The following is a 16,966-nucleotide window of genomic DNA, read 5'->3' on the forward strand; positions in this document are numbered from 1 at the left end:
GAGCTAGCCCTTGAGCGCCGCAAGCCAGGCGATCGCGGTCTCGATGAGCGCGAGGTCGGAGCCGCGCGGGCCCACCAGGCACAGGCCCACTGGACCCTCGTCAAGCTCCACGAGCGGCACCGACAGCGCCGGGCGGCCCGTGATGCCCGCGATGGCCGTCATGCCGAGCGTCGCCTCGCGCACCGCCTGCAGGCGCTCGGGGCTCGCGTCGAGCGCGGGCGCCACCGACGATGCGGAGGGAAGCAGCAGGATGTCGTCGCCCAGCGCACGGTCGAGCGCCTCGCGCGCCTCGGCCTTCGCCTCGAGCGCGCCGGCCTCCTCCTCGGCCGTCACGCCGGCCGCCCACGCGAAACGGTCGGCGACATCGACCGCGAGCGCGCCGGGATGCGCGTCGATCCACGCCTGCCACGAGCGGGCAGCCTCGGCCGACTGGGTGTAGCGGAAGATCCTGAACAGGTCCTCGGGCGCGGGAGTGTTGACCGGCTCGAGGGAACTGAAGACGTCCGCGGCGCTCAGCGCGTCGATGGCGTCGCCGAGCGCAAGCGCCACCTCGTCGTCGGCCGCGAGGAACACCGGCCCCGACACCACCGCGGCGTCTCGCGCGACGTCGCGCTGGGTGGCCGGGTCGAGCGACGCGCGCGCCGCCTCCAGCAGCGTCTCGCCGTCGCGGGCCAGCCAGCCGGCGGTGTCATACGAGGGAGCGAGCGGCAGGGCTCCGCGCAGCGAGACGAGCCCGTGGGTGGGACGCAGCCCCCACAGCCCCTGGTAGGACGCCGGCACGCGAATGGAGCCGGCGGTGTCGGTGCCGAGGCCGATGCTCGCCTGGCCCTGCGCCACCGCGCTGGCCGGCCCGGAGGAGGAACCACCTGGCACGGCGCCAGGCGCCGCCACGTTCGGCGGGGTGCCGTAGGCGGCGTTGATGCCGGCGATCGAATACGCGAACTGATCGGTCTGGGCGATGCCCGTGACCGAAGCGCCCGCGCGCGTGAGGGCGGCCACCGCATCGGCCGACTCCTCCTCCACGTCGGACTCGGCGAGGTACGCGGGCACGCCGCCACCCACGGCCTGGCCCACGACGGCGAAGACATCCTTCACCGCGACGGTGTGGCCAGCGAGCGGTCCTGACCGGGCGCCCGGCGCGAGCGGGTTGCCCAGCGTGCGCCACACGCGCGTGTCGAAGGCGGCGGCGGGCGCCGCGACCTGGGCGGCGTGGATGACCCAGCCGCCGGGGGTTGCCCCCTCGCCCTCGGTCGGCCCCGTGCGGCGCCACAGCTGCGTCACGATGCCGCGTCCGCCGCGATCGGGAGCGTTGACGGTGGTGACCCAGGCATCGGCCTCGGTGATCATGCGCACGTGCGCGTCGGTGACCTCGCGCCGCCCGGCGCCGCCGCGGCGTCCGCGGAAGCGATCGATCTGCTCGCGTCCCACCAGGAGTCCGCCGGCGTCGCCTCGCAGCGCGTCGGGGCCGTCCACAAAGAATCGCCCCAGCACGTCGAGGTCGTCCTGCGCGAGGGCCGCCTCGTACAGGCTGAGCGCGCTCATCAGGTCCTCGGGAGCCTCCTGGCCGGCCGGCACGTGAACGCGCGTCATGCCTGGTGAGCCTGGAAGTCGGACTTGCGGATCATGGCGTGCACTCCTTGGACGAGGTCGACCACCTGCGAGATGCGGAAGTCGGTAGCGGCGGACAGATAAGCGTAGGCCAGGTGCGGCTCCATCCCGTGCCTGGCCCCCAGGATGGCGATCGCCTGGCGCACGCACGCGCGCATGGCCTCGTCGAGGTCGGCGTCCATTCCCGTCGGAATGAGGAACTCGGCGGTCTCCCCCAGCGGGCCCGCGAGCTCGCCGAAGGCGCGCAGGGCCTGGCGCTCCCCGACGAGCTCGAGCGTGACGGTGGCGCGCAGCGAGGCCTCGAGCGCCGTCAGCGCCACCTCGCCGTCGCCCTGGGCGAAGTGCGGATCTCCCGCGTAGAAGAGCGCCCCCGCGACCTGCACCGGGAGGTAGACGGTGGACCCGACCGTCAGCTCCTTGACGTCGATGTTGCCGCCGTGGGGCCCCGGCGGGACGGAGTGGGCGCGCTCGCTCGTCGCCGTCGCGACACCCATGATGCCCAAGAAGGGGGCGAGCGGGAAGCCGGCCACCGCGCGGCCGCCGTCGCGGCCGGGAAGCCAGCCGCGCCAGGTGCCGTGAGCATCGGCCGCAATGGGGGTGAACACCGAGACGTTGGCGGCGCCCGACGGCATCTCGCCCGGCAGCGCGCCGCGCCCGTGGCGGTTGGAGATCACGCCGTACGGGACCCGCGGCGTGAGGTCCTCGATGGTGACGGCGAGCAGGTCGCCCGGGCGCGCGCCGTTGACGGCGATGGGGCCGGTGACGACGTGCGGCCCGTCGTGGTCGGGATCGCGGGTGGCCGATGCGGCGATCTCGCGCGCCTCGTCCAACACCTCGTGCGCGGGGACGCCGTGGGAGGCGAAGAACGCCTCCGGGTCCGAGCCCTGGTCGGGCAGCAGCCCCTCGTGGGACAGGGTGTCGATCGTCACAGTCGCGCCAGGCTCGACGGTGAGGACGGGGGCATCGGCCGCGCACGGAAGGCGACCCCACGTGACGGTGCCTGCCGTGACCGGGACGTAGGGAGCATCGGCCCCCTGCTCGCCCCTGCGCAGGACGCCTGCGTAGTCGCCCACGTGTCCCCTTCCCCTGACACCCCAGGTGGGTGCCCTAGTCTGGTCCGAGACTACCGGCGGTCCTCGGCTGGCTGGCCGGGAGCACGCGGCCGCAACCTGGAGGAATCATGAGCGAGCGATTGCGCCGCGACCCCGCCAAGACCCACCTGGGGCTGATGCTCGCCCTCACGTTCTCGACGGGCATCATCGACGCCGTCGGCTACCTGGGGCTCGACCGCGTCTTCACCGGCAACATGACCGGCAACGTCGTCATCCTCGGCATGGGCCTCACCGGCGTGGACGACCTGCCCGTGGTGGGCCCGATCATCGCCCTCGTGGCGTTCATGTGCGGCGCCGCCGTGGGTGGTCGCACCCTGCGCACCTTCGACGCTGGCTGGTCGCACAAGACCACCGTGCTGTTCTCCGTGGTGGCTGCCGTCCTCATCGCCGCGGCAGTGGTGGTGCTCGTGGACTCCCACCCCGCCGAGCCGCTCGCGCTGGCCGTGACCGCCGCGCTCGGCCTCGCGATGGGCCTGCAGGCATCGGTCGCGCGCCACATCGCCGTCAAGGACGTGACGACCGTCGTGGTGACCTCGACGATCACGGGGCTCGCGGCCGACTCCGCGGCCGGCGGCGAGGGACTGAACTTCTGGAAGCGCCGCATGGGCGCGGTCCTGCTCATCGGCGCGGGGGCGTGCACCGGCGCTCTGCTGCTGCAGTGGCACATCGGTGCCGGCATGCTGCTGAGCGCGGCGATCACCGTCGTGGTCGTGCTGCTCGGCCACCGGTCGCGTCCGGTCGTCGCCGACGCCTGAGCCGGCACACTCCTGTAACGACGAAGCGGGGCCTTCGCAGTCGACGTCAATCGACCGCGAAGGCCCCGTTTCCGTGTGGCGACCGCCGTGTCTCTACCGCCACGATGCGCGGGCGGCGGGGTCGGGGCGCGGGATGCCGTGCGTTAGACCGCCGACCAGCCTCCGTCGGAGGGCAGGATCACGCCGTTGAGGTTGTGGCCGTCGTCCGAGAGCAGGAACGAGATCGACGCCGCGAGCGACTCCGGGCCCACGGGCGTGGGGAGCACGGCCATCGCCGTCTGGATCCGCTTGGCCGCCATGGGCGAGTCGAAGGACGCGCCGATGCCCGTGATGACCGGGCCGGGGGCCACGGCATTCACGCGGATGCCCTGGGGTCCGTACATGAACGCGCTGGACTTGGTGATGCCCACCACCGCGTGCTTCGAGGCGGTGTACGCCAGGCCAGCCGCCGAGCCACGCAGGCCGGCCTCCGAGGTGATGTTGACGATCGAGCCGGCGTGGCGCTCGAGCATGAAGGGGATGACGGCGCGCGAGAGCTTGAACAGGCCGGTCGTGTTGACCGCGATGACCTTGTCCCACATCTCGTCGGTGACCTCGTGCAGCGGGGTCATGTTGTCCATGATTCCCGCGATGTTGGCCAGGCCGTCGATGACGTCACCCGCGGCGGCGACGACAGCGTCGACGTCCTCCTGCTTGGTGATGTTCGCGACCACCTTCACGATGTCGAGGCCGGGGTGCTCGGCGATGAACTCGTCGAGGCCCGCCTCGTTGAGGTCGACGGCGATGACGCGGCCGCCCTCGCGGGCCACGCGTGACGCCGTCGCACGGCCGATGCCCGAGCCGGCTCCCGTGATGATCAGGGTCTTGCCGACGAAGCGACCATCCGTCACCTTCTCCTCGAACTCGGGAAGGTCGAATGCCTCGTCCTCGGGCTGCTCCTCCGCGGCGGGGGCCGCTGCTGCGGGCTCCTCGCCCGCGGTGGCGGGGTCGTAGGCCTCGGCCATCGCCACCAGCTCGGCGATCTTCTCCTCCGAGAACTGGCCCTTGCTCATGGGGATGAGCCGCTTCATCGCGAAGCCCTGCACGGGCTTCAGCTGCGAGGCGTCCTGGCCGGCCTCCGCGAGCATCTTGCGGAGGATAGGGCCGCCCTGGGGGTGGGCAAGCCAGTCCTTGATCTTGGTGTCGCCGCTGAGGCCGGTCGAGCCCGCGCCAGCGGTGGTGGCGGCCGATGCCTCGGGCGCCTTGTCCTTCTTGCCAAACATGTCTGTCTCCTTGGGGGTTACTTGGCGGCTGCCCGCGACGCGGCATGCTTGCCGGCGCGGTAGCCGAAGACGAGGGCGGGGCCCAGCGTGGCGCCGGCCCCCGGGTAGGTGCGGCCGGCGACCGCCGCGGAGCAGTTGCCCGCGGCATACAGGCCCTCGATGACCGAGCCGTCGGTGTGGAGCACGCGCGAGTGCTCGTCCGTGAGCAGCCCGCCCTTGGTGCCGAGGTCGCCGAGCACGATCTTGATCGCCGTGAACGGGCCGTGCGCGATCTCGCCGAGGTTGGGGTTGGGCTTGTGACCGGGGTCGCCGTAGTAGTTGTCGTAGGCGTCGTGACCGCGGTTGAAGTCCTCGTCCTTGCCGGCGCGCGCGAAGCCGTTGAAGCGCTGGATGGTCGCCTTGAAGGTCTCCTTGTCGACGCCCATCTTCTCGGCGAGCTCCTCGAGGGTGTCGGCCCTGACCGCGACGCCCTCCTCGAAGAGCGTCTTCTTGCCAGCGAGGAACGCGTTGTTGAGGTACTTGCGGCCGAACCGCACGTCGGTGACCATCCACGAGTGGTTGGTGCGCTCCAGCCCGTGCTCGAGCATCGCGTGACCGAAGTCCACGTAGGAGGTGGACTCGTCCACATAGCGGTTGCCCTCCTGGTCCACCACCATGGTGTGCGGCATGGAGCGCTCGGAAACCATGAAGATGGCGCCGGTCTTCGACGTGGGAGCGACCGAGGGGCCCCACCACGCGTCGTCCATGAGCGCGACGTCGGCGCCGTGGCGCTGCCCGATCTCGATGGCGCTGCCGGTGTTGTACGGGTTGCCGGACGAGTACTCGGCGTCGATGCCCTGGTAGGTCGAGCGCCACTCGAGGTTGTGGTCGAAGCCGCCGGCGCCCAGGTGGACGCCGCGGCGGGTGCGGATGCGGCGTTCTTCCTCCGGTCCCGTCACGACGGCCCCCACGCAGACGCCGTCCTCGATGACGAGGTCGGTGACGGGTGTGTTCAGGCGCACCTCGGTGCCCTGCTCGAACTTGGCGATCCACATGAGGCGCGAGGACAGGGACGCGCCCAGGCCGGTGAGGCGGCGGCCGGTGACGGCGCCGCCGAGCGCGCGGAACACCATGCGCGCGCCGCCCACGAAGCCCGAGGGAGTGGACCAGGCGCGGGCCAGCAGATACGTGTCACCCGCGAACAGCGGCAGGCCGGGCGGCATCGCGAAGCGCGCGTGCTGCCACCAGTCGCCGAACTTCTTGGCATCGAACGGGGCGGGCTCGACGGTGCGGCCGCCCTCCTTGCCGCCCGGCAGCGTCGGGTAGTAGTCGGGGTACGTCTTGGCGGTCTTCCACACCATGCCGTGGCGCTCGAGCCACGAGTGGACCACGGGAGCGGTGCGCACGAAGGCCTGGCGGCGCTCGAGCGAGGAGGCCGGCCCCACCTCCTCGGGGGTGCCCACGCACGCGTCGAGGTAGGTCAGCACATCCTGCTCGGAGTCGTCGACCCCGATCTCCTTCATGCCGGGGTGGGTGGGCAGCCAGCAGCCGCCGCCGCTCATGCCCGTGGAGCCGCCCCACTTGTCGGATCCCTCGACGACGAGGACCTCGAGGCCCTCATCCCTTGCTGCGATCGCGGCGCTCATCGCTGCCGCGCCGGTACCGGCGACGAGAAGGTCGACTTCCTCGTCCCACTTCTGCTGTGCCATGCCTGTGCCTCTCTGTTGCACGTCCTACCGGACAACTCTGTCCGGTGTCTAGTCTAGGCACATGACCAACGTCCCGGGACCACGCGGCGGCGTGGCGGCGGGGCGCGTCAACCGCGCCGCGCTGATCGCCGCGGCGCGCATCGAATTCGAGGAACGCGGCATCGACGCGCCGCTGTCCGCGATCGCCAAGCGCGCTGGCGTGGGGCAGGGAAGCCTGTACCGCCACTTCCCCGACAGGGTCGCGCTCGCCGTCGCCGCCTTCGAGGAGAACATCGAGGAGATCGAGGCCCTGGGCGCCTCGGGCGCGCCGTCGCTGCGGGCGGTCACCGACCTCGTCACCCACCAGGTCGAGGGCGCCACCGCCCTCATCCAACTCATCGCCACGGAGAGGGCCGATGCGCGGGTGGAGCACATTGCGGACCGCCTGCGGGCGGTGGTCGCCGCCGCGTGGGAGGCCTCCGACGCTGAGGCTCCCGACGGCGTGACGGCCGACGATGTGATGCTCGCCATCAGCATGGTGGCGACCGCCGTCAGCCTCTCCCCCTCCGCGGACCGGCACCGCATCGCCGAGCGTGCCTGGAGCCTGCTCGGCCCCGGCATCGGCCAGGCGGCCCCCGTCGCGGCGCGCGGCGGCGAGGCTTAGGCGGACTCGCGCTCCACGAGGCGCGTGGGAAGCACCGTGGTGCGCTGGCGGTCGGTGTTCCCGGCCAGCACCTCCAGCAGGATGTCGGCCATCTCACGCCCCATCTCGACGGAGGGCTGGCGCACCGTCGTGAGCGGCACCTCGCACGACTGCGCGGCGGGGCTGTCGTCGTACCCCACGATTGCGATGTCACCCGGGATCGAGAAGCCACGGTCGATGAGCACGGGCATGGCGCCGCTCGTCATGAGGTCCGAGGCGATGAAGACGCCGTCCACCTCGGGGTAGATCTCGACGAGCTCGCGTGCGGCACGCGCGCCGCCGATCACGGAGTAGTCGCCGTCGATGACCGGTCCGGGGGTGAGCCCGGCCGTCTCGAGCGTCGACCGCCACCCCTCGACGCGGTCGAGGGCGCTCTGCATCGACAGCGGGCCGGAGATGGTGGCGATGTTGCGGCAGCCGCGGTCCACGAGGCGCTGGGTGGCTGTCACCGCGCCGTCGACGTTGTCGACGTCGACGACCCAGCAGTCGACTCCCGAGAGCCCGGAGCGACCGCCGAAGACCATCGGCAGCATCTGGCCGATCTGAGTCAGGGACGTGTCCGACGTGTGATGAGAGACCACCACCACTCCGTCGACGGCGCCGCCGGCGAGGTAGCGCAGCATCTTTCCCTGCGGGGCATGGTCGGCGATCATGAGCGTCAGGACGTAGTCCGACTGCTCCAGTCGGTCATTGATGCCCGCGACGATGGAGGCGAAGTACACGTCGCCGAAGAAGCGCGTGGTGTCCTCGGGAACCACCAGCGCGATGGCATGGCTCTGCTGGCTCGCGAGCGAGCGCGCGGCGCGGTTGGGCACGTAGCCGAGCTCCGCGATCGCCTTGCGCACTGCCGCGGCCGAGTCGGGGTGCACCTTGGGCGAGCCGTTCACCACGCGGGAGACGGTGGCGCGGGAGACCCCCGCCAGCGCCGCGACCGCCTCGAGGGTGGGCGCGACGTGGCGCGTGTAGGTTCGCTCGGGGGCTCCCGGCGAGCGGGGGGCGGCTGAGGTGCCGCCCCCTCGCTCGCCGTTGAGCGCGCGGACGCCGGGTGCCTGTGTCATGGGTTAACCCTTGACGGCTCCCGCCATGATGCCCGAGACCAGCTGGCGACCCGTGAAGACGAACAGGATCAGCAGCGGCACGGTGGCGAGCAGCACGCCCGCCAGCACCAGCGAGTAGTCGACGAAGTAGCTGGCCTGCAGCACGGACAGCGCCACCGGCAGCGTGGGGTTGGACTGGTCCAGCACGATGAACGGCCAGAAGAAGTTGTTCCACGACTGCACGAACGTGAACAGGAACAGCATCGCGGCGGCCGGGCGCACGGCCGGGACGGCCACGTGCCAGAACGTGCGGATCATGTTGCAGCCGTCCACGCGGGCGGCCTCGATGAGCTCGGTGGGAAGCGACTGCTCCATGTACTGGGTCATCCAGAACACTCCGAACGCCGTCACCAGCGCGGGGATGATGACCGCCCACAGCGATCCCGTCCAGCCGTAGCGCGACATGATGATGTACAGCGGCACCACGCCCAGCTGGACAGGCACGGCCATCGTCGCGATGACGGCGATGAACAGGCCGCCGCTGCCCTTGAAGCGCAGCTTGGCGAACGCGTAGCCCGCGAGCGTGGAAAGCACCACGGTCGTGACAGACACCGTGGTGGAGACGATCAGGGAGTTGCCCAGCGCCTTCCAGAAGTTGACCGCGTCGGCGTTGATGACCGTCGAGGCGTTCTCGAAGAAGTTGCCCAGCGGGATCCACGACATGTTGGGGTCGCGAACCGTGGTCGAGTCGCCCGAACCGATGAGGAACGACCAGTAGAAGGGGAACAGCGAGGCGATCAGCACCGCGGCGAGGGCGCCGTAGACGAAGATCCCGGGTCGATTGAGGTTGACCATTCCCTTGCGCTTGATCGCCATCACTTGCTCCCGGACGTGTCGGAGGAGATGAGTCGTCGCGTGAGCCAGAAGTTCAGCAGGCCGAACGCGAGGATGATCAGGAACAGCAGCCACGCGATTGCCGCGGCTCGGCCGAAGTTCAACTGACCCCATCCCGTGTTGTACATGTACATCGTGATCGTGAGCCACTGCTTGTCGGGGCCACCGGTACCGGTGGTGTCGAACATGCGCGGCTCATCGAAGATCTGAAGTCCACCGATGGTCGACGTGATGATCACGAAGATGGCGGTGGGGCGAATCTGCGGCAGCGTCACCGAGAAGAACCGGCGCGCCTTGCCAGCGCCGTCGATCGCGGCGGCCTCGTACAGCTCGCGCGGGATCGCCTGCATGGCGGCCAGCAGGATCAGGGCGTTGTATCCGATCCAGCGGAAGTTCACCATCGAGGCGATCGCGATGTGGCTGGGAATCACGTCAATGTGCCAGGCGATGGGCCCGATGCCGATGTAGCCGAGCCAGTGGTTGATCAGGCCATACGTGTCGCCAAAGAGCTGGGAGAAGATCAGCGCGACGGCGACCGGCATCATGACGTAGGGGACGAGGACGCCCATACGCCAGAAGGTGCGCGCGCGGAGGTTGTGGTCGAGCATCGCCGCGATGAACGTCGCGATGATGACCTGCGGGACCGACGACAGCAGGAAGATCGAGAAGGTGTTGCGCAGCGCGATCCAGAACTGGCGGTCATTCAGGACGTACTGGAAGTTGTCCCAGCCGAGGAACTCTCCGGTGTTGCGGATCGAGTCCCAGTCCATGAAGGAGATCACGGCGGTGTAGATGATCGGGAACAGGCCGGTGAGGCCGAACACGATGAAGAACGGTGCGATGTAGAGGTACGGGGACGCCTTCACATCCCAGCGCCCGAGCCTGTCGCGCCACGTGTACTGCGCGGGGCGAGGCTCAACTTCTGTCGTTGCCATGAGGTTCCTTTGGACGGTCGCGGCGAGTGGCTGAGGGGAGCGGGTCCGGGGCGCCCCTCCGTGAGGGACGCCCCGGACTGTCAAGCATCAGCTGGTTTAGCCGAGGCCCTGAATCTCGCTCGCGGCCTTGTCCCACGAGGTGGCGGCGTCATCCGTGCCACCCTCCACGCGGTTCAGAGCGTCCGTGATCGAGGTGTTGATCTGGAAGTAGTACTCACCCTTGAAGGCGGACGGCGCGACGGCCGCAGCGCGGTCGGCGAACAGCGTGCCGATCGGGGCGTCGTTGAAGAACTCGTTGGTGGCGTCGGCCACGGCGGGGTCCTCGTAGGCGGCCGGCTGGCTGGGGTAGGTGCCCGCGTTGGCGAACGCCTTGGCCTGCTGCTCGGGGGCAGTCAGCCACAGGGCCAGCTTCTTGGCCTCCTCGACGTTGGCGCCGCTCGAGGGAACGGTCAGCCACGAGCCACCCCAGTTGCCGCCACCGTTGGGGAACACGTTGGCGATGTTCCAGTCGGTGGTGTCGGGGGCGTTACCCGAGATGACGCCGAGCATCCACGGCGGGCACAGCATCGTCGCGTAGTCGCCGTTCGACATACCGGCGTACCAGTCGTCCGACCACTGGGTGTAGTGAGCGGACTGGTCGGGCGTGGCAGCGGTGAGCTGGTCGTAGGCGGCCTTCACGTCGGCGTTGTCGAGCGCGATGATGTCGCCCGAGTCGGCGTCCTCGTAGGCGGGGTCAAGCTGGTTGACCATGCCCTGCCAGATGCCGGCGGCCGAGTCGAAGAAGCCCTTACCGGTGGCGTCGGAGTACTCCTGGCCCACCTCGAAGAAGTTGGCCCAGTCGCCGTCGAGCAGCTCGGCGACACCCTCGGGGTCGCTCGGCAGCCCGGCCTCCTCGAACAGCGAGGAGCGGTAGCAGACGGCCTCGGGGCCGACGTCGGTGCCGGCGCCGATGAGGCGACCGTCAGCGTCGGTCGCGTCGGCGGTCTTGGACTCGAGCCAGCGGTCGGCCGTCTCATCCGAGGTGAGGTCCTCGAGGAGGTCCGAGTACTGCATGACCTCGGGCATCCAGTCGACCTCGATCATCTCGACGTCGGCGAGGCCACCGGGGCCCAGCTTGGTGAAGAAGTTCTCGCGAGCGTCGCCCGACTCGGCCTTGCGGTCGTAGGTGATGGTGACGTTCGGGTTGAGGTCCATGTACTCCTGAATCAGGTCGTACTGGTAGTCGCCCTCGTCGGGGGTCTCGCTGTCCTGGTAGCCAGGGGTGTTGAAGGTCGCGAGGGTGAGGGTGACAGGCTCGCCCGAGCCGCCGTCCTCCGAGGTCTCTGCGGTCGAGGAGCTGGTGGTCTCCTCGTCGTCGCCGCTGGAGCAGCCGGCGATGGTCAGGGCGAAGATCGCGGCACCTGCGGTGAGGGCCAGCGTCTTCTTGCGGCGTGTGAAGCTCACGTTCACTCCTTTGTGAGTCCTGTTGATGTGACCAAGATTCGCTGGAGAGAGCGCTCTCTCGTGCGTGAGAGCGCTCCCACGAATCGAGATGACCGTACCCCCGGGCGGGGGTGGTGTCCATCCAGATGTCCCGTTTCAAAACGTTTCGATACCGTTTCGTGACCTTGGGTTATCGAAACGTTGCGACCGCTCCTTCGCGAGCCCCGACATCACCTCCTCCCTGGGACCGGTCACAGCCTGGGGCGGGCGCCCCCGAGGCCTCGCCACCGCATCGGCCGGGAGGAATGTCCGCGCCACGGGGACCGTTGCCCGTGGCGTGAAAGCCATCGCGTACTCCGCCTTCGGCGGCCCCGAGGTCCTGTCCGTCACCGATCTCCCCGATCCCCACCCGGGCCCCGACAGCGTCGTGGTGGAGGTGCATGCCGCGGCGATCAACCCCGTCGACAACTACCTGCGCGGCGGTCACCTGGACGGCGTCCTCGACACCCACTTTCCCGCCGTCCCGGGCTGGGACGTCGCCGGCGTGGTGGTCCAGACGGGCCTCGACACCCCGGAGTTCTCGGTGGGCGACAAGGTCTTCGCGTACGCGCGCAAGGACGTCGTGGGCGGCGGCACGCTCGCCGAGCGCGTCGCACTTCCCGTGCGCACCGCAGCCCTCGCGCCGCGGTCGCTGAGCCTCGTCGAGGCCGCGGCGGTCCCCCTCACCGGCCTGACCGCGCTGCAGACGCTGCGCCGCGCGGGCGTGACCGAAGGAGACAGGGTGCTGATTCACGGCGCCGCCGGCGGCGTGGGCACGTTTGGCGTCCAGATCGCCAGGCACCTGGGCGCGCACGTGGTGGGCACGGCATCGGCCGCGAACCACGACTACGTGTGTGACCTCGGCGCCGAGCCCGTCGAGTACGGCGAGCACCTCGTCGAGCACGCCTCCGAACACGCCCCCGAAGGCTTCGACAAGATCATCGACTTCGCGGGCGGCGCCTCGCTCGACTCGGCCGCCGCACTCCTGGCGCCCACCGGCACCGTCGCCTCCATCGCCGATGCGCGCGCGGCCACGGAACTGGGCGGCCACTACGTGTGGGTCCGACCCTCGTCGGAGGACCTCGCCACGCTTGCGGGCCTCATCGACGACGGCCATGTGCGGGTCGAGGTGGCGCGCACGTATCCGCTCGAGCAGGCCGCCGAGGCCTACCGTGACCTCGCCGGCGGACACACGCGCGGCAAGATCGTCGTCACCGTCCGCTAGGACGGCGCGACCGAGCGGTCAGGCGTCGCGGCTCGCCAGGGTGGCCTGACCGAGCACCCGCGTGCCCTGGTAGATCACCAACGACTGGCCTGCCGCCACGCCGCGCATCGGCTCGTCGAGGCGGACCGTCAGGCGGTCGCCCTCCCTGACCACCGTGCCGCGGGTGGGCGCGCCGTGGGCGCGCACCTGAGCCTCGCAGGCGACCGGGGCATCGGCCGTCACGTCCGGGGCGAGCCACACGGTGTCCTCGCCCACGAGCGTCGAGACCGACAGCAGCGTCTCGGGGCCCACCGTGACGACGTTGCGCCCGGTGTCGACGCCGGTGACGTAGCGGGGAGCGCCATCGGCGGCGGGGCGGCCGAGCCCGAGGCCCTTGCGCTGGCCCACGGTGTACGCGTACGCACCCTGGTGGGCACCCACCACGGCGCCGTCCTGGTCCACGATCTCGCCGGGCCTCTCCCCCAGCTCGCGCTGCAGGAAGCCCTTGGTGTCGCCGTCGGCGACGAAGCAGATGTCGTACGAGTCGGGCTTGTTGCTCACGCCGAGGCCACGCGCGGCGGCCTCGGCGCGCACCTCCGCCTTGGACGCCATGTCGCCCAGGGGGAACATCGAGCGCGCCAGCTTCTCGGGGCCCATCACGGCAAGGACGTACGACTGATCCTTCGCGGCGTCGCGCGCGCGGTGCAGCTCCCTGACGCCGTCCTCGCGGATGACGGCGCGGGCGTAGTGCCCGGTGGCGACGGCGTCGAAGCCGAGCACCTCCGCTCGCTCCAGGAGCGTGTCGAACTTGATGTGCTCGTTGCAGCGCACGCAGGGGTTGGGGGTGCGGCCGGCCGCGTACTCGTCGAGGAAGTCACGCACCACGAGGTCGTGGAACTCGTCCGAGAGGTCCCACACGTAGTACGGGATGCCCAGCTTGTCGGCCGCGCGGCGCGCGTCGTGGCTGTCCTCGAGGGAGCAGCAGCCGCGCGATCCCGAGCGGAACTCGTCGCGGTTGCGGCTGAGGGCCATATGGACGCCCACCACGTCGTGGCCGGCGTCGACCGCTCGCGCGGCCGCGACGGCGGAGTCGACTCCACCGGACAGGGCGGCGAGCACGCGCATGGGGACCTCCTTGGATTGCGGCCCGTCCATGGTACGCGGGGCGCGCACCGGCGGGCACGCGCGGACCCGTATCCTGGTGGCCGCGCGCGAGTGGCGGAATTGGCAGACGCGCTGGATTTAGGTTCCAGTGTCCTCGGACGTGCGGGTTCAAGTCCCGCCTCGCGCACCCTCACAGCACGTCGGCCCCGGTCACCCTCGCGGGTGGCCGGGGCCGACGTGTGAAGAGAGTTAGGCCTGCTGCTCGGCGAGCTTGGCGCGGACCTCGTCCATGTCGAGGCCGGCGACGGCGTCGACGACCTGCTGGAGCTGCGGCGCGGGAAGCGCGCCGGCCTGCTGGAACACCATGATGCCGTCGCGGAATGCCATCAGCGTCGGGATCGCGGTGACGCCGAACTGGGCGCCCAGCTGCTGCTCGGCCTCGGTGTCCACCTTGGCGTGCACCACCTCGGTGTTCGTCTCCGAGGACGCGTCGTAGATGGGCGAGAAGCGCTTGCACGGACCGCACCATTCGGCCCAGAAGTCGACCAGCACGATGCCGTCCTTGGTGACGGTCTCCTCGAAGGTCTCGGTGGTCAGATCAACGGTTGCCATAGGGGGTGTCCTTCCTTGTATTGCTCCCCTGGATCGCCTGAGGAAACACATCCACCCCTGGCGCTATTCCGACTACCTTCCCATGACTCGGCGCGCGTGGAGAACACCGGGCCCGCGGCACGGTACAAAGGAGAGCATGACGGATATGGCGGAGCTCCCCCCCGAACCCTCCGGATGGCTCAGCGATCGCGAGCTCACCCACGTGCGCGGGCAGCTGCCCCTGGTGTACGTGAATGTGGTGCCTGTCAGGCTCGATGCGACGGGCCAGGTCACCGAGGTAGGCCTGCTGCTGCGCGCCGACGACGACGCCATCTCGCGCGCCCTCATCGCCGGCCGCGTGCTCTATCACGAGCGCATCAGGGACGCCCTGATCAGGAACATCGAGAAGGACCTGGGAGGCGTGGCCCTGCCCCGCATCCCGGCCTCGCCGGTGCCGTTCGCGGTCGCGGAGTACTTCCCCACGAAGGGCGTCACGCCGTTCCACGACTCCCGCCAGCACGCGGTGGCGCTCGCCTATGTGGTGCCGGTCGACGGCGACTGCGAGCCCAGCCAGAACGCGCTCGACATCGTCTGGCTGAGCCCCGAGGAGGCCGCGAGCGAGGACGTCGCCTCGGACATGATGGGCGGCCAGCACACCCTGCTGCGCCAAGCCCTCGCGCACTGCGGGCTGATCTCCTAGGCGTCCCTCACGAGCCGCGCGCACTCGGCCCACCACTCGAGCCGGGTGCCGCGACCGTCGTAGGCCTCGCGGCCCTGATTGCGGCCCGAGGGGCTGGGCAGGACGAACACCCGCGCGCCGCCGAACGTCCACTCCTGACGTCCGAGCGCCGGAGGACGCTCGCCGGCGTGCCGCGCGGCGGCCTTACCCGCCTCCTTCGACGTAAAGGCGATCCACCGGGGCCGATGCTCCCGCACCTTCCGCTCGAGGCTCGCGGCGTCGTACGGCAGTCCCCTGTCGTGCGACTGCGCCATGGTCTTCACCAGGTCCGTGAGGCCGATGCCATGGTCAAGCACGCCGGCGTCGTCGGCCGGAGACAGGGGCACGGCCACGAACCCGGCCTCGTGCAGGTACGTCCAGAAGCGATTCCCCGGCCCCGCGTAGTAGTGGCCGCGATCGGCGGAGATCAGCCCCGGCGCGGTGCCACAGAACACCACGTCGAGCCCCGGCCCGAGCCGGTCGGGCAGGACGGGCAACCCGTCCTGCCCCGCCGCGCCGGCATCGGCCATCGCTAGGAGCCGAGGACCTTGGCGACCTCGGGGGCGAGCGCACGGAACGCGGCACCGCGGTGCGAGACGGCGTTCTTCGCATCGGCGTCGAGTTCGGCGTTGGACAGCGTCTGACCCTCACCCACGAAGATGGGGTCGTAGCCGAAGCCGTGGTCGCCCTGCGGGGCGCGCAGCAGGCGGCCGGGCTGGCGTCCCTCGCACACCACCTCGCGGCCGTCGGGCATCACGAGCACGGCGGCGCAGACGAACGACGCCGCGCGGTGCTCGTCGGGAATGTCGGCCATCTGGGCGAGAAGCAGGTCGAGGTTCTCCTGGTCCGCGCCGTGCCTGCCCGACCACAGCGCCGAGAAGATGCCGGGCGCGCCGCCCATGACATCCACGGCGATGCCGGAGTCGTCGGCGATCGCGGGAAGGCCTGTCGACGCGGCGAGCGCGCGCGCCTTGATGAGAGCGTTCTCGGCAAACGACGTGCCGTCCTCGACCGGGCTGGGAGCCCCCAGCTCCTTGGCCGATGCCACGTCCTCCCTGGTCAGGCCGGGAACCGCGGGCGCGAGGATGGCCCAGATCTCCCCCACCTTGTGCGCGTTGTGGGTCGCGATCGCGAGGCGAGCGGTCATCGCACGGGGCCGTCGGTCGCGTCGAGAGCGGCGTTCTGGAGGCGGGTGAGCTCGGCGTTGCCCGCCGTGGCGAGCGCGAGCAGCTCGTCGAGCTCGGCCTTGGAGAACGGCTTGCCCTCGGCGGTGCCCTGCACCTCGACGAAGCCGCCGTCGCCGGTCATGACGACGTTCATGTCGGTCTCGGCGCGCACGTCCTCCACGTAGGGAAGGTCGAGCATCGGGGTGCCGTCGATGATGCCCACCGAGATCGCGGACACGGAGCCCGTCAGCGGGCTGCGGCCCGGCTTGATGAAGCCCTGGGCGCGGCCGTACGCGACGGCGTCGGCGAGCGCCACGTAGGCGCCGGTGATGGCCGCGGTGCGGGTGCCACCGTCGGCGTCGAGCACGTCGCAGTCGACAACGATGGTGTTCTCGCCCAGCGCCTTCACGTCCACGATGGCGCGCAGCGAGCGGCCGATGAGCCGGCTGATCTCCATGGTGCGGCCGCCGATCTTGCCGCGCACCGACTCGCGGTCGTTGCGGGTGTTGGTGGCGCGCGGGAGCATCGCGTACTCGGCGGTGACCCAACCCTCGCCTGAGCCCTTCTTCCAGCGCGGGACGCCCTCGGTGAAGGAGGCCGAGCACAGGACGCGGGTGCCGCCGAACGTGACAAGGCACGAGCCCTCGGCGTTGCGCTGGAAGCCACGCTCGAACGAGACGGGTCGCAGCTGGTCGGGGGTGCGCCCATCGGCGCGGGTGATGTCGCTCATGCGACGAGCCTAACGGCGC

At 70.5% G+C, this 16,966-nt stretch carries 17 protein-coding genes and 1 tRNA gene; 5 read left to right on the forward strand and 13 right to left on the reverse strand.

Going from position 1 to position 16,966, the window contains the following annotated elements; genetic code table 11:
- Positions 1-3 precede the first annotated feature (3 nt).
- Positions 4-1,590 (reverse strand): AtzH-like domain-containing protein, encoded by a 1,587-nt coding sequence (locus tag B7K26_RS08665; RefSeq protein ID WP_084078747.1) that lies wholly within the window; start codon positions 1,588-1,590, stop codon positions 4-6.
- Complete coding sequence (locus B7K26_RS08670) at positions 1,587-2,681, reverse strand: acetamidase/formamidase family protein (protein ID WP_084078749.1); 1,095 nt, start codon at positions 2,679-2,681, stop codon at positions 1,587-1,589. Before B7K26_RS08670 ends, B7K26_RS08665 begins: the two co-directional genes overlap by 4 nt.
- A gap of 107 nt (positions 2,682-2,788) precedes the next feature.
- On the opposite strand from B7K26_RS08670, the gene B7K26_RS08675 reads away from it, so the two are divergent.
- A complete protein-coding gene (locus B7K26_RS08675; protein ID WP_084078751.1) occupies positions 2,789-3,475 on the forward strand; it encodes a YoaK family protein in 687 nt (228 codons plus the stop codon).
- A 143-nt stretch (positions 3,476-3,618) separates the two neighbouring features.
- Here B7K26_RS08675 and B7K26_RS08680 read toward each other — a convergent pair whose 3' ends face one another.
- Together B7K26_RS08680 and B7K26_RS08685 are read right to left on the reverse strand one after the other, a co-directional pair.
- On the reverse strand, positions 3,619-4,737 hold the full coding sequence (locus B7K26_RS08680; RefSeq protein WP_084078753.1) for an SDR family NAD(P)-dependent oxidoreductase: 1,119 nt from the start codon (positions 4,735-4,737) through the stop codon (positions 3,619-3,621).
- A gap of 17 nt (positions 4,738-4,754) precedes the next feature.
- The gene (locus B7K26_RS08685) at positions 4,755-6,425 is read right to left on the reverse strand and encodes an FAD-binding protein (RefSeq protein WP_084078755.1); all 1,671 of its coding nucleotides are present in this window, start codon (positions 6,423-6,425) and stop codon (positions 4,755-4,757) included.
- 61 nt (positions 6,426-6,486) lie between these two features.
- On the opposite strand from B7K26_RS08685, the gene B7K26_RS08690 reads away from it, so the two are divergent.
- On the forward strand, positions 6,487-7,068 hold the full coding sequence (locus B7K26_RS08690; protein ID WP_084078757.1) for a TetR/AcrR family transcriptional regulator: 582 nt from the start codon (positions 6,487-6,489) through the stop codon (positions 7,066-7,068).
- Here B7K26_RS08690 and B7K26_RS08695 read toward each other — a convergent pair.
- From B7K26_RS08695 to B7K26_RS08710, 4 genes are all read right to left on the reverse strand, one after another.
- On the reverse strand, positions 7,065-8,165 hold the full coding sequence (locus B7K26_RS08695; protein WP_084078759.1) for a LacI family DNA-binding transcriptional regulator: 1,101 nt from the start codon (positions 8,163-8,165) through the stop codon (positions 7,065-7,067). The genes B7K26_RS08690 and B7K26_RS08695 overlap by 4 nt on opposite strands.
- A gap of 3 nt (positions 8,166-8,168) precedes the next feature.
- Positions 8,169-9,020, reverse strand: a complete 852-nt coding sequence (locus B7K26_RS08700; protein ID WP_084078760.1) for a carbohydrate ABC transporter permease — start codon at positions 9,018-9,020, stop codon at positions 8,169-8,171.
- Entirely contained in the window at positions 9,020-9,973 is a 954-nt protein-coding gene (locus tag B7K26_RS08705; RefSeq protein ID WP_084078761.1) for a carbohydrate ABC transporter permease, read from the reverse strand. The genes B7K26_RS08700 and B7K26_RS08705 overlap by 1 nt, the downstream gene beginning before the upstream one ends.
- Positions 9,974-10,069: 96 nt before the next feature.
- Entirely contained in the window at positions 10,070-11,416 is a 1,347-nt protein-coding gene (locus B7K26_RS08710; protein WP_084078762.1) for an ABC transporter substrate-binding protein, read from the reverse strand.
- Between the two features lie 316 nt (positions 11,417-11,732).
- Between B7K26_RS08710 and B7K26_RS08715 the strand changes: the two genes are divergently transcribed.
- The gene (locus tag B7K26_RS08715) at positions 11,733-12,659 is read left to right on the forward strand and encodes an NADP-dependent oxidoreductase (protein WP_084078763.1); all 927 of its coding nucleotides are present in this window, start codon (positions 11,733-11,735) and stop codon (positions 12,657-12,659) included.
- Between the two features lie 18 nt (positions 12,660-12,677).
- Here B7K26_RS08715 and mnmA read toward each other — a convergent pair whose 3' ends face one another.
- Complete coding sequence (gene mnmA / locus B7K26_RS08720; RefSeq protein WP_084078764.1) at positions 12,678-13,763, reverse strand: tRNA 2-thiouridine(34) synthase MnmA; 1,086 nt, start codon at positions 13,761-13,763, stop codon at positions 12,678-12,680.
- Between the two features lie 84 nt (positions 13,764-13,847).
- On the opposite strand from mnmA, the gene B7K26_RS08725 reads away from it, so the two are divergent.
- Positions 13,848-13,929 (forward strand) — tRNA-Leu (locus B7K26_RS08725).
- A 62-nt stretch (positions 13,930-13,991) separates the two neighbouring features.
- Here B7K26_RS08725 and trxA read toward each other — a convergent pair.
- Positions 13,992-14,354 carry a thioredoxin gene (trxA, locus tag B7K26_RS08730; RefSeq protein WP_084078765.1) on the reverse strand — a complete coding sequence of 121 codons (363 nt, stop codon included), beginning with the start codon at positions 14,352-14,354 and terminating at the stop codon, positions 13,992-13,994.
- Positions 14,355-14,490: 136 nt separating this feature from the next.
- Between trxA and B7K26_RS08735 the strand changes: the two genes are divergently transcribed.
- Entirely contained in the window at positions 14,491-15,033 is a 543-nt protein-coding gene (locus tag B7K26_RS08735) for an NUDIX hydrolase family protein (protein WP_084078766.1), read from the forward strand.
- Here B7K26_RS08735 and B7K26_RS08740 read toward each other — a convergent pair.
- Genes B7K26_RS08740 through rph form a run of 3 tightly spaced genes read right to left on the reverse strand, consistent with a single transcriptional unit; the run spans position 15,030 to position 16,947 of the window.
- On the reverse strand, positions 15,030-15,581 hold the full coding sequence (locus tag B7K26_RS08740) for a mismatch-specific DNA-glycosylase (protein WP_084078767.1): 552 nt from the start codon (positions 15,579-15,581) through the stop codon (positions 15,030-15,032). The genes B7K26_RS08735 and B7K26_RS08740 overlap by 4 nt on opposite strands.
- 2 nt (positions 15,582-15,583) lie before the next feature.
- Positions 15,584-16,198 (reverse strand): RdgB/HAM1 family non-canonical purine NTP pyrophosphatase, encoded by a 615-nt coding sequence (gene rdgB, locus B7K26_RS08745; protein ID WP_084078768.1) that lies wholly within the window; start codon positions 16,196-16,198, stop codon positions 15,584-15,586.
- Positions 16,195-16,947 (reverse strand): ribonuclease PH, encoded by a 753-nt coding sequence (rph, locus tag B7K26_RS08750; RefSeq protein ID WP_200811063.1) that lies wholly within the window; start codon positions 16,945-16,947, stop codon positions 16,195-16,197. The genes rdgB and rph overlap by 4 nt, the downstream gene beginning before the upstream one ends.
- Positions 16,948-16,966 lie beyond the last annotated feature (19 nt).

The organism is Demequina sp. NBRC 110057, assembly GCF_002090175.1.
In the GTDB taxonomy this organism is placed as follows: Bacteria; Actinomycetota; Actinomycetes; order Actinomycetales; family Demequinaceae; genus Demequina.

Bases quoted from the DNA above. Each gene is read 5' to 3' on its own strand.
- rph (WP_200811063.1), bottom strand. From the start codon at position 16,947: ATGAGCGACATCACCCGCGCCGATGGGCGCACCCCCGACCAGCTGCGA.
- B7K26_RS08675 (WP_084078751.1), top strand. From the start codon at position 2,789: ATGAGCGAGCGATTGCGCCGCGACCCCGCCAAGACCCACCTGGGGCTG.
- B7K26_RS08735 (WP_084078766.1), top strand. From the start codon at position 14,491: ATGACGGATATGGCGGAGCTCCCCCCCGAACCCTCCGGATGGCTCAGC.
- B7K26_RS08680 (WP_084078753.1), bottom strand. From the start codon at position 4,737: ATGTTTGGCAAGAAGGACAAGGCGCCCGAGGCATCGGCCGCCACCACC.
- B7K26_RS08705 (WP_084078761.1), bottom strand. From the start codon at position 9,973: ATGGCAACGACAGAAGTTGAGCCTCGCCCCGCGCAGTACACGTGGCGC.
- rdgB (WP_084078768.1), bottom strand. From the start codon at position 16,198: ATGACCGCTCGCCTCGCGATCGCGACCCACAACGCGCACAAGGTGGGG.
- B7K26_RS08665 (WP_084078747.1), bottom strand. From the start codon at position 1,590: ATGACGCGCGTTCACGTGCCGGCCGGCCAGGAGGCTCCCGAGGACCTG.
- B7K26_RS08695 (WP_084078759.1), bottom strand. From the start codon at position 8,165: ATGACACAGGCACCCGGCGTCCGCGCGCTCAACGGCGAGCGAGGGGGC.
- B7K26_RS08690 (WP_084078757.1), top strand. From the start codon at position 6,487: ATGACCAACGTCCCGGGACCACGCGGCGGCGTGGCGGCGGGGCGCGTC.
- B7K26_RS08700 (WP_084078760.1), bottom strand. From the start codon at position 9,020: ATGGCGATCAAGCGCAAGGGAATGGTCAACCTCAATCGACCCGGGATC.
- trxA (WP_084078765.1), bottom strand. From the start codon at position 14,354: ATGGCAACCGTTGATCTGACCACCGAGACCTTCGAGGAGACCGTCACC.
- B7K26_RS08685 (WP_084078755.1), bottom strand. From the start codon at position 6,425: ATGGCACAGCAGAAGTGGGACGAGGAAGTCGACCTTCTCGTCGCCGGT.
- mnmA (WP_084078764.1), bottom strand. From the start codon at position 13,763: ATGCGCGTGCTCGCCGCCCTGTCCGGTGGAGTCGACTCCGCCGTCGCG.
- B7K26_RS08740 (WP_084078767.1), bottom strand. From the start codon at position 15,581: ATGGCCGATGCCGGCGCGGCGGGGCAGGACGGGTTGCCCGTCCTGCCC.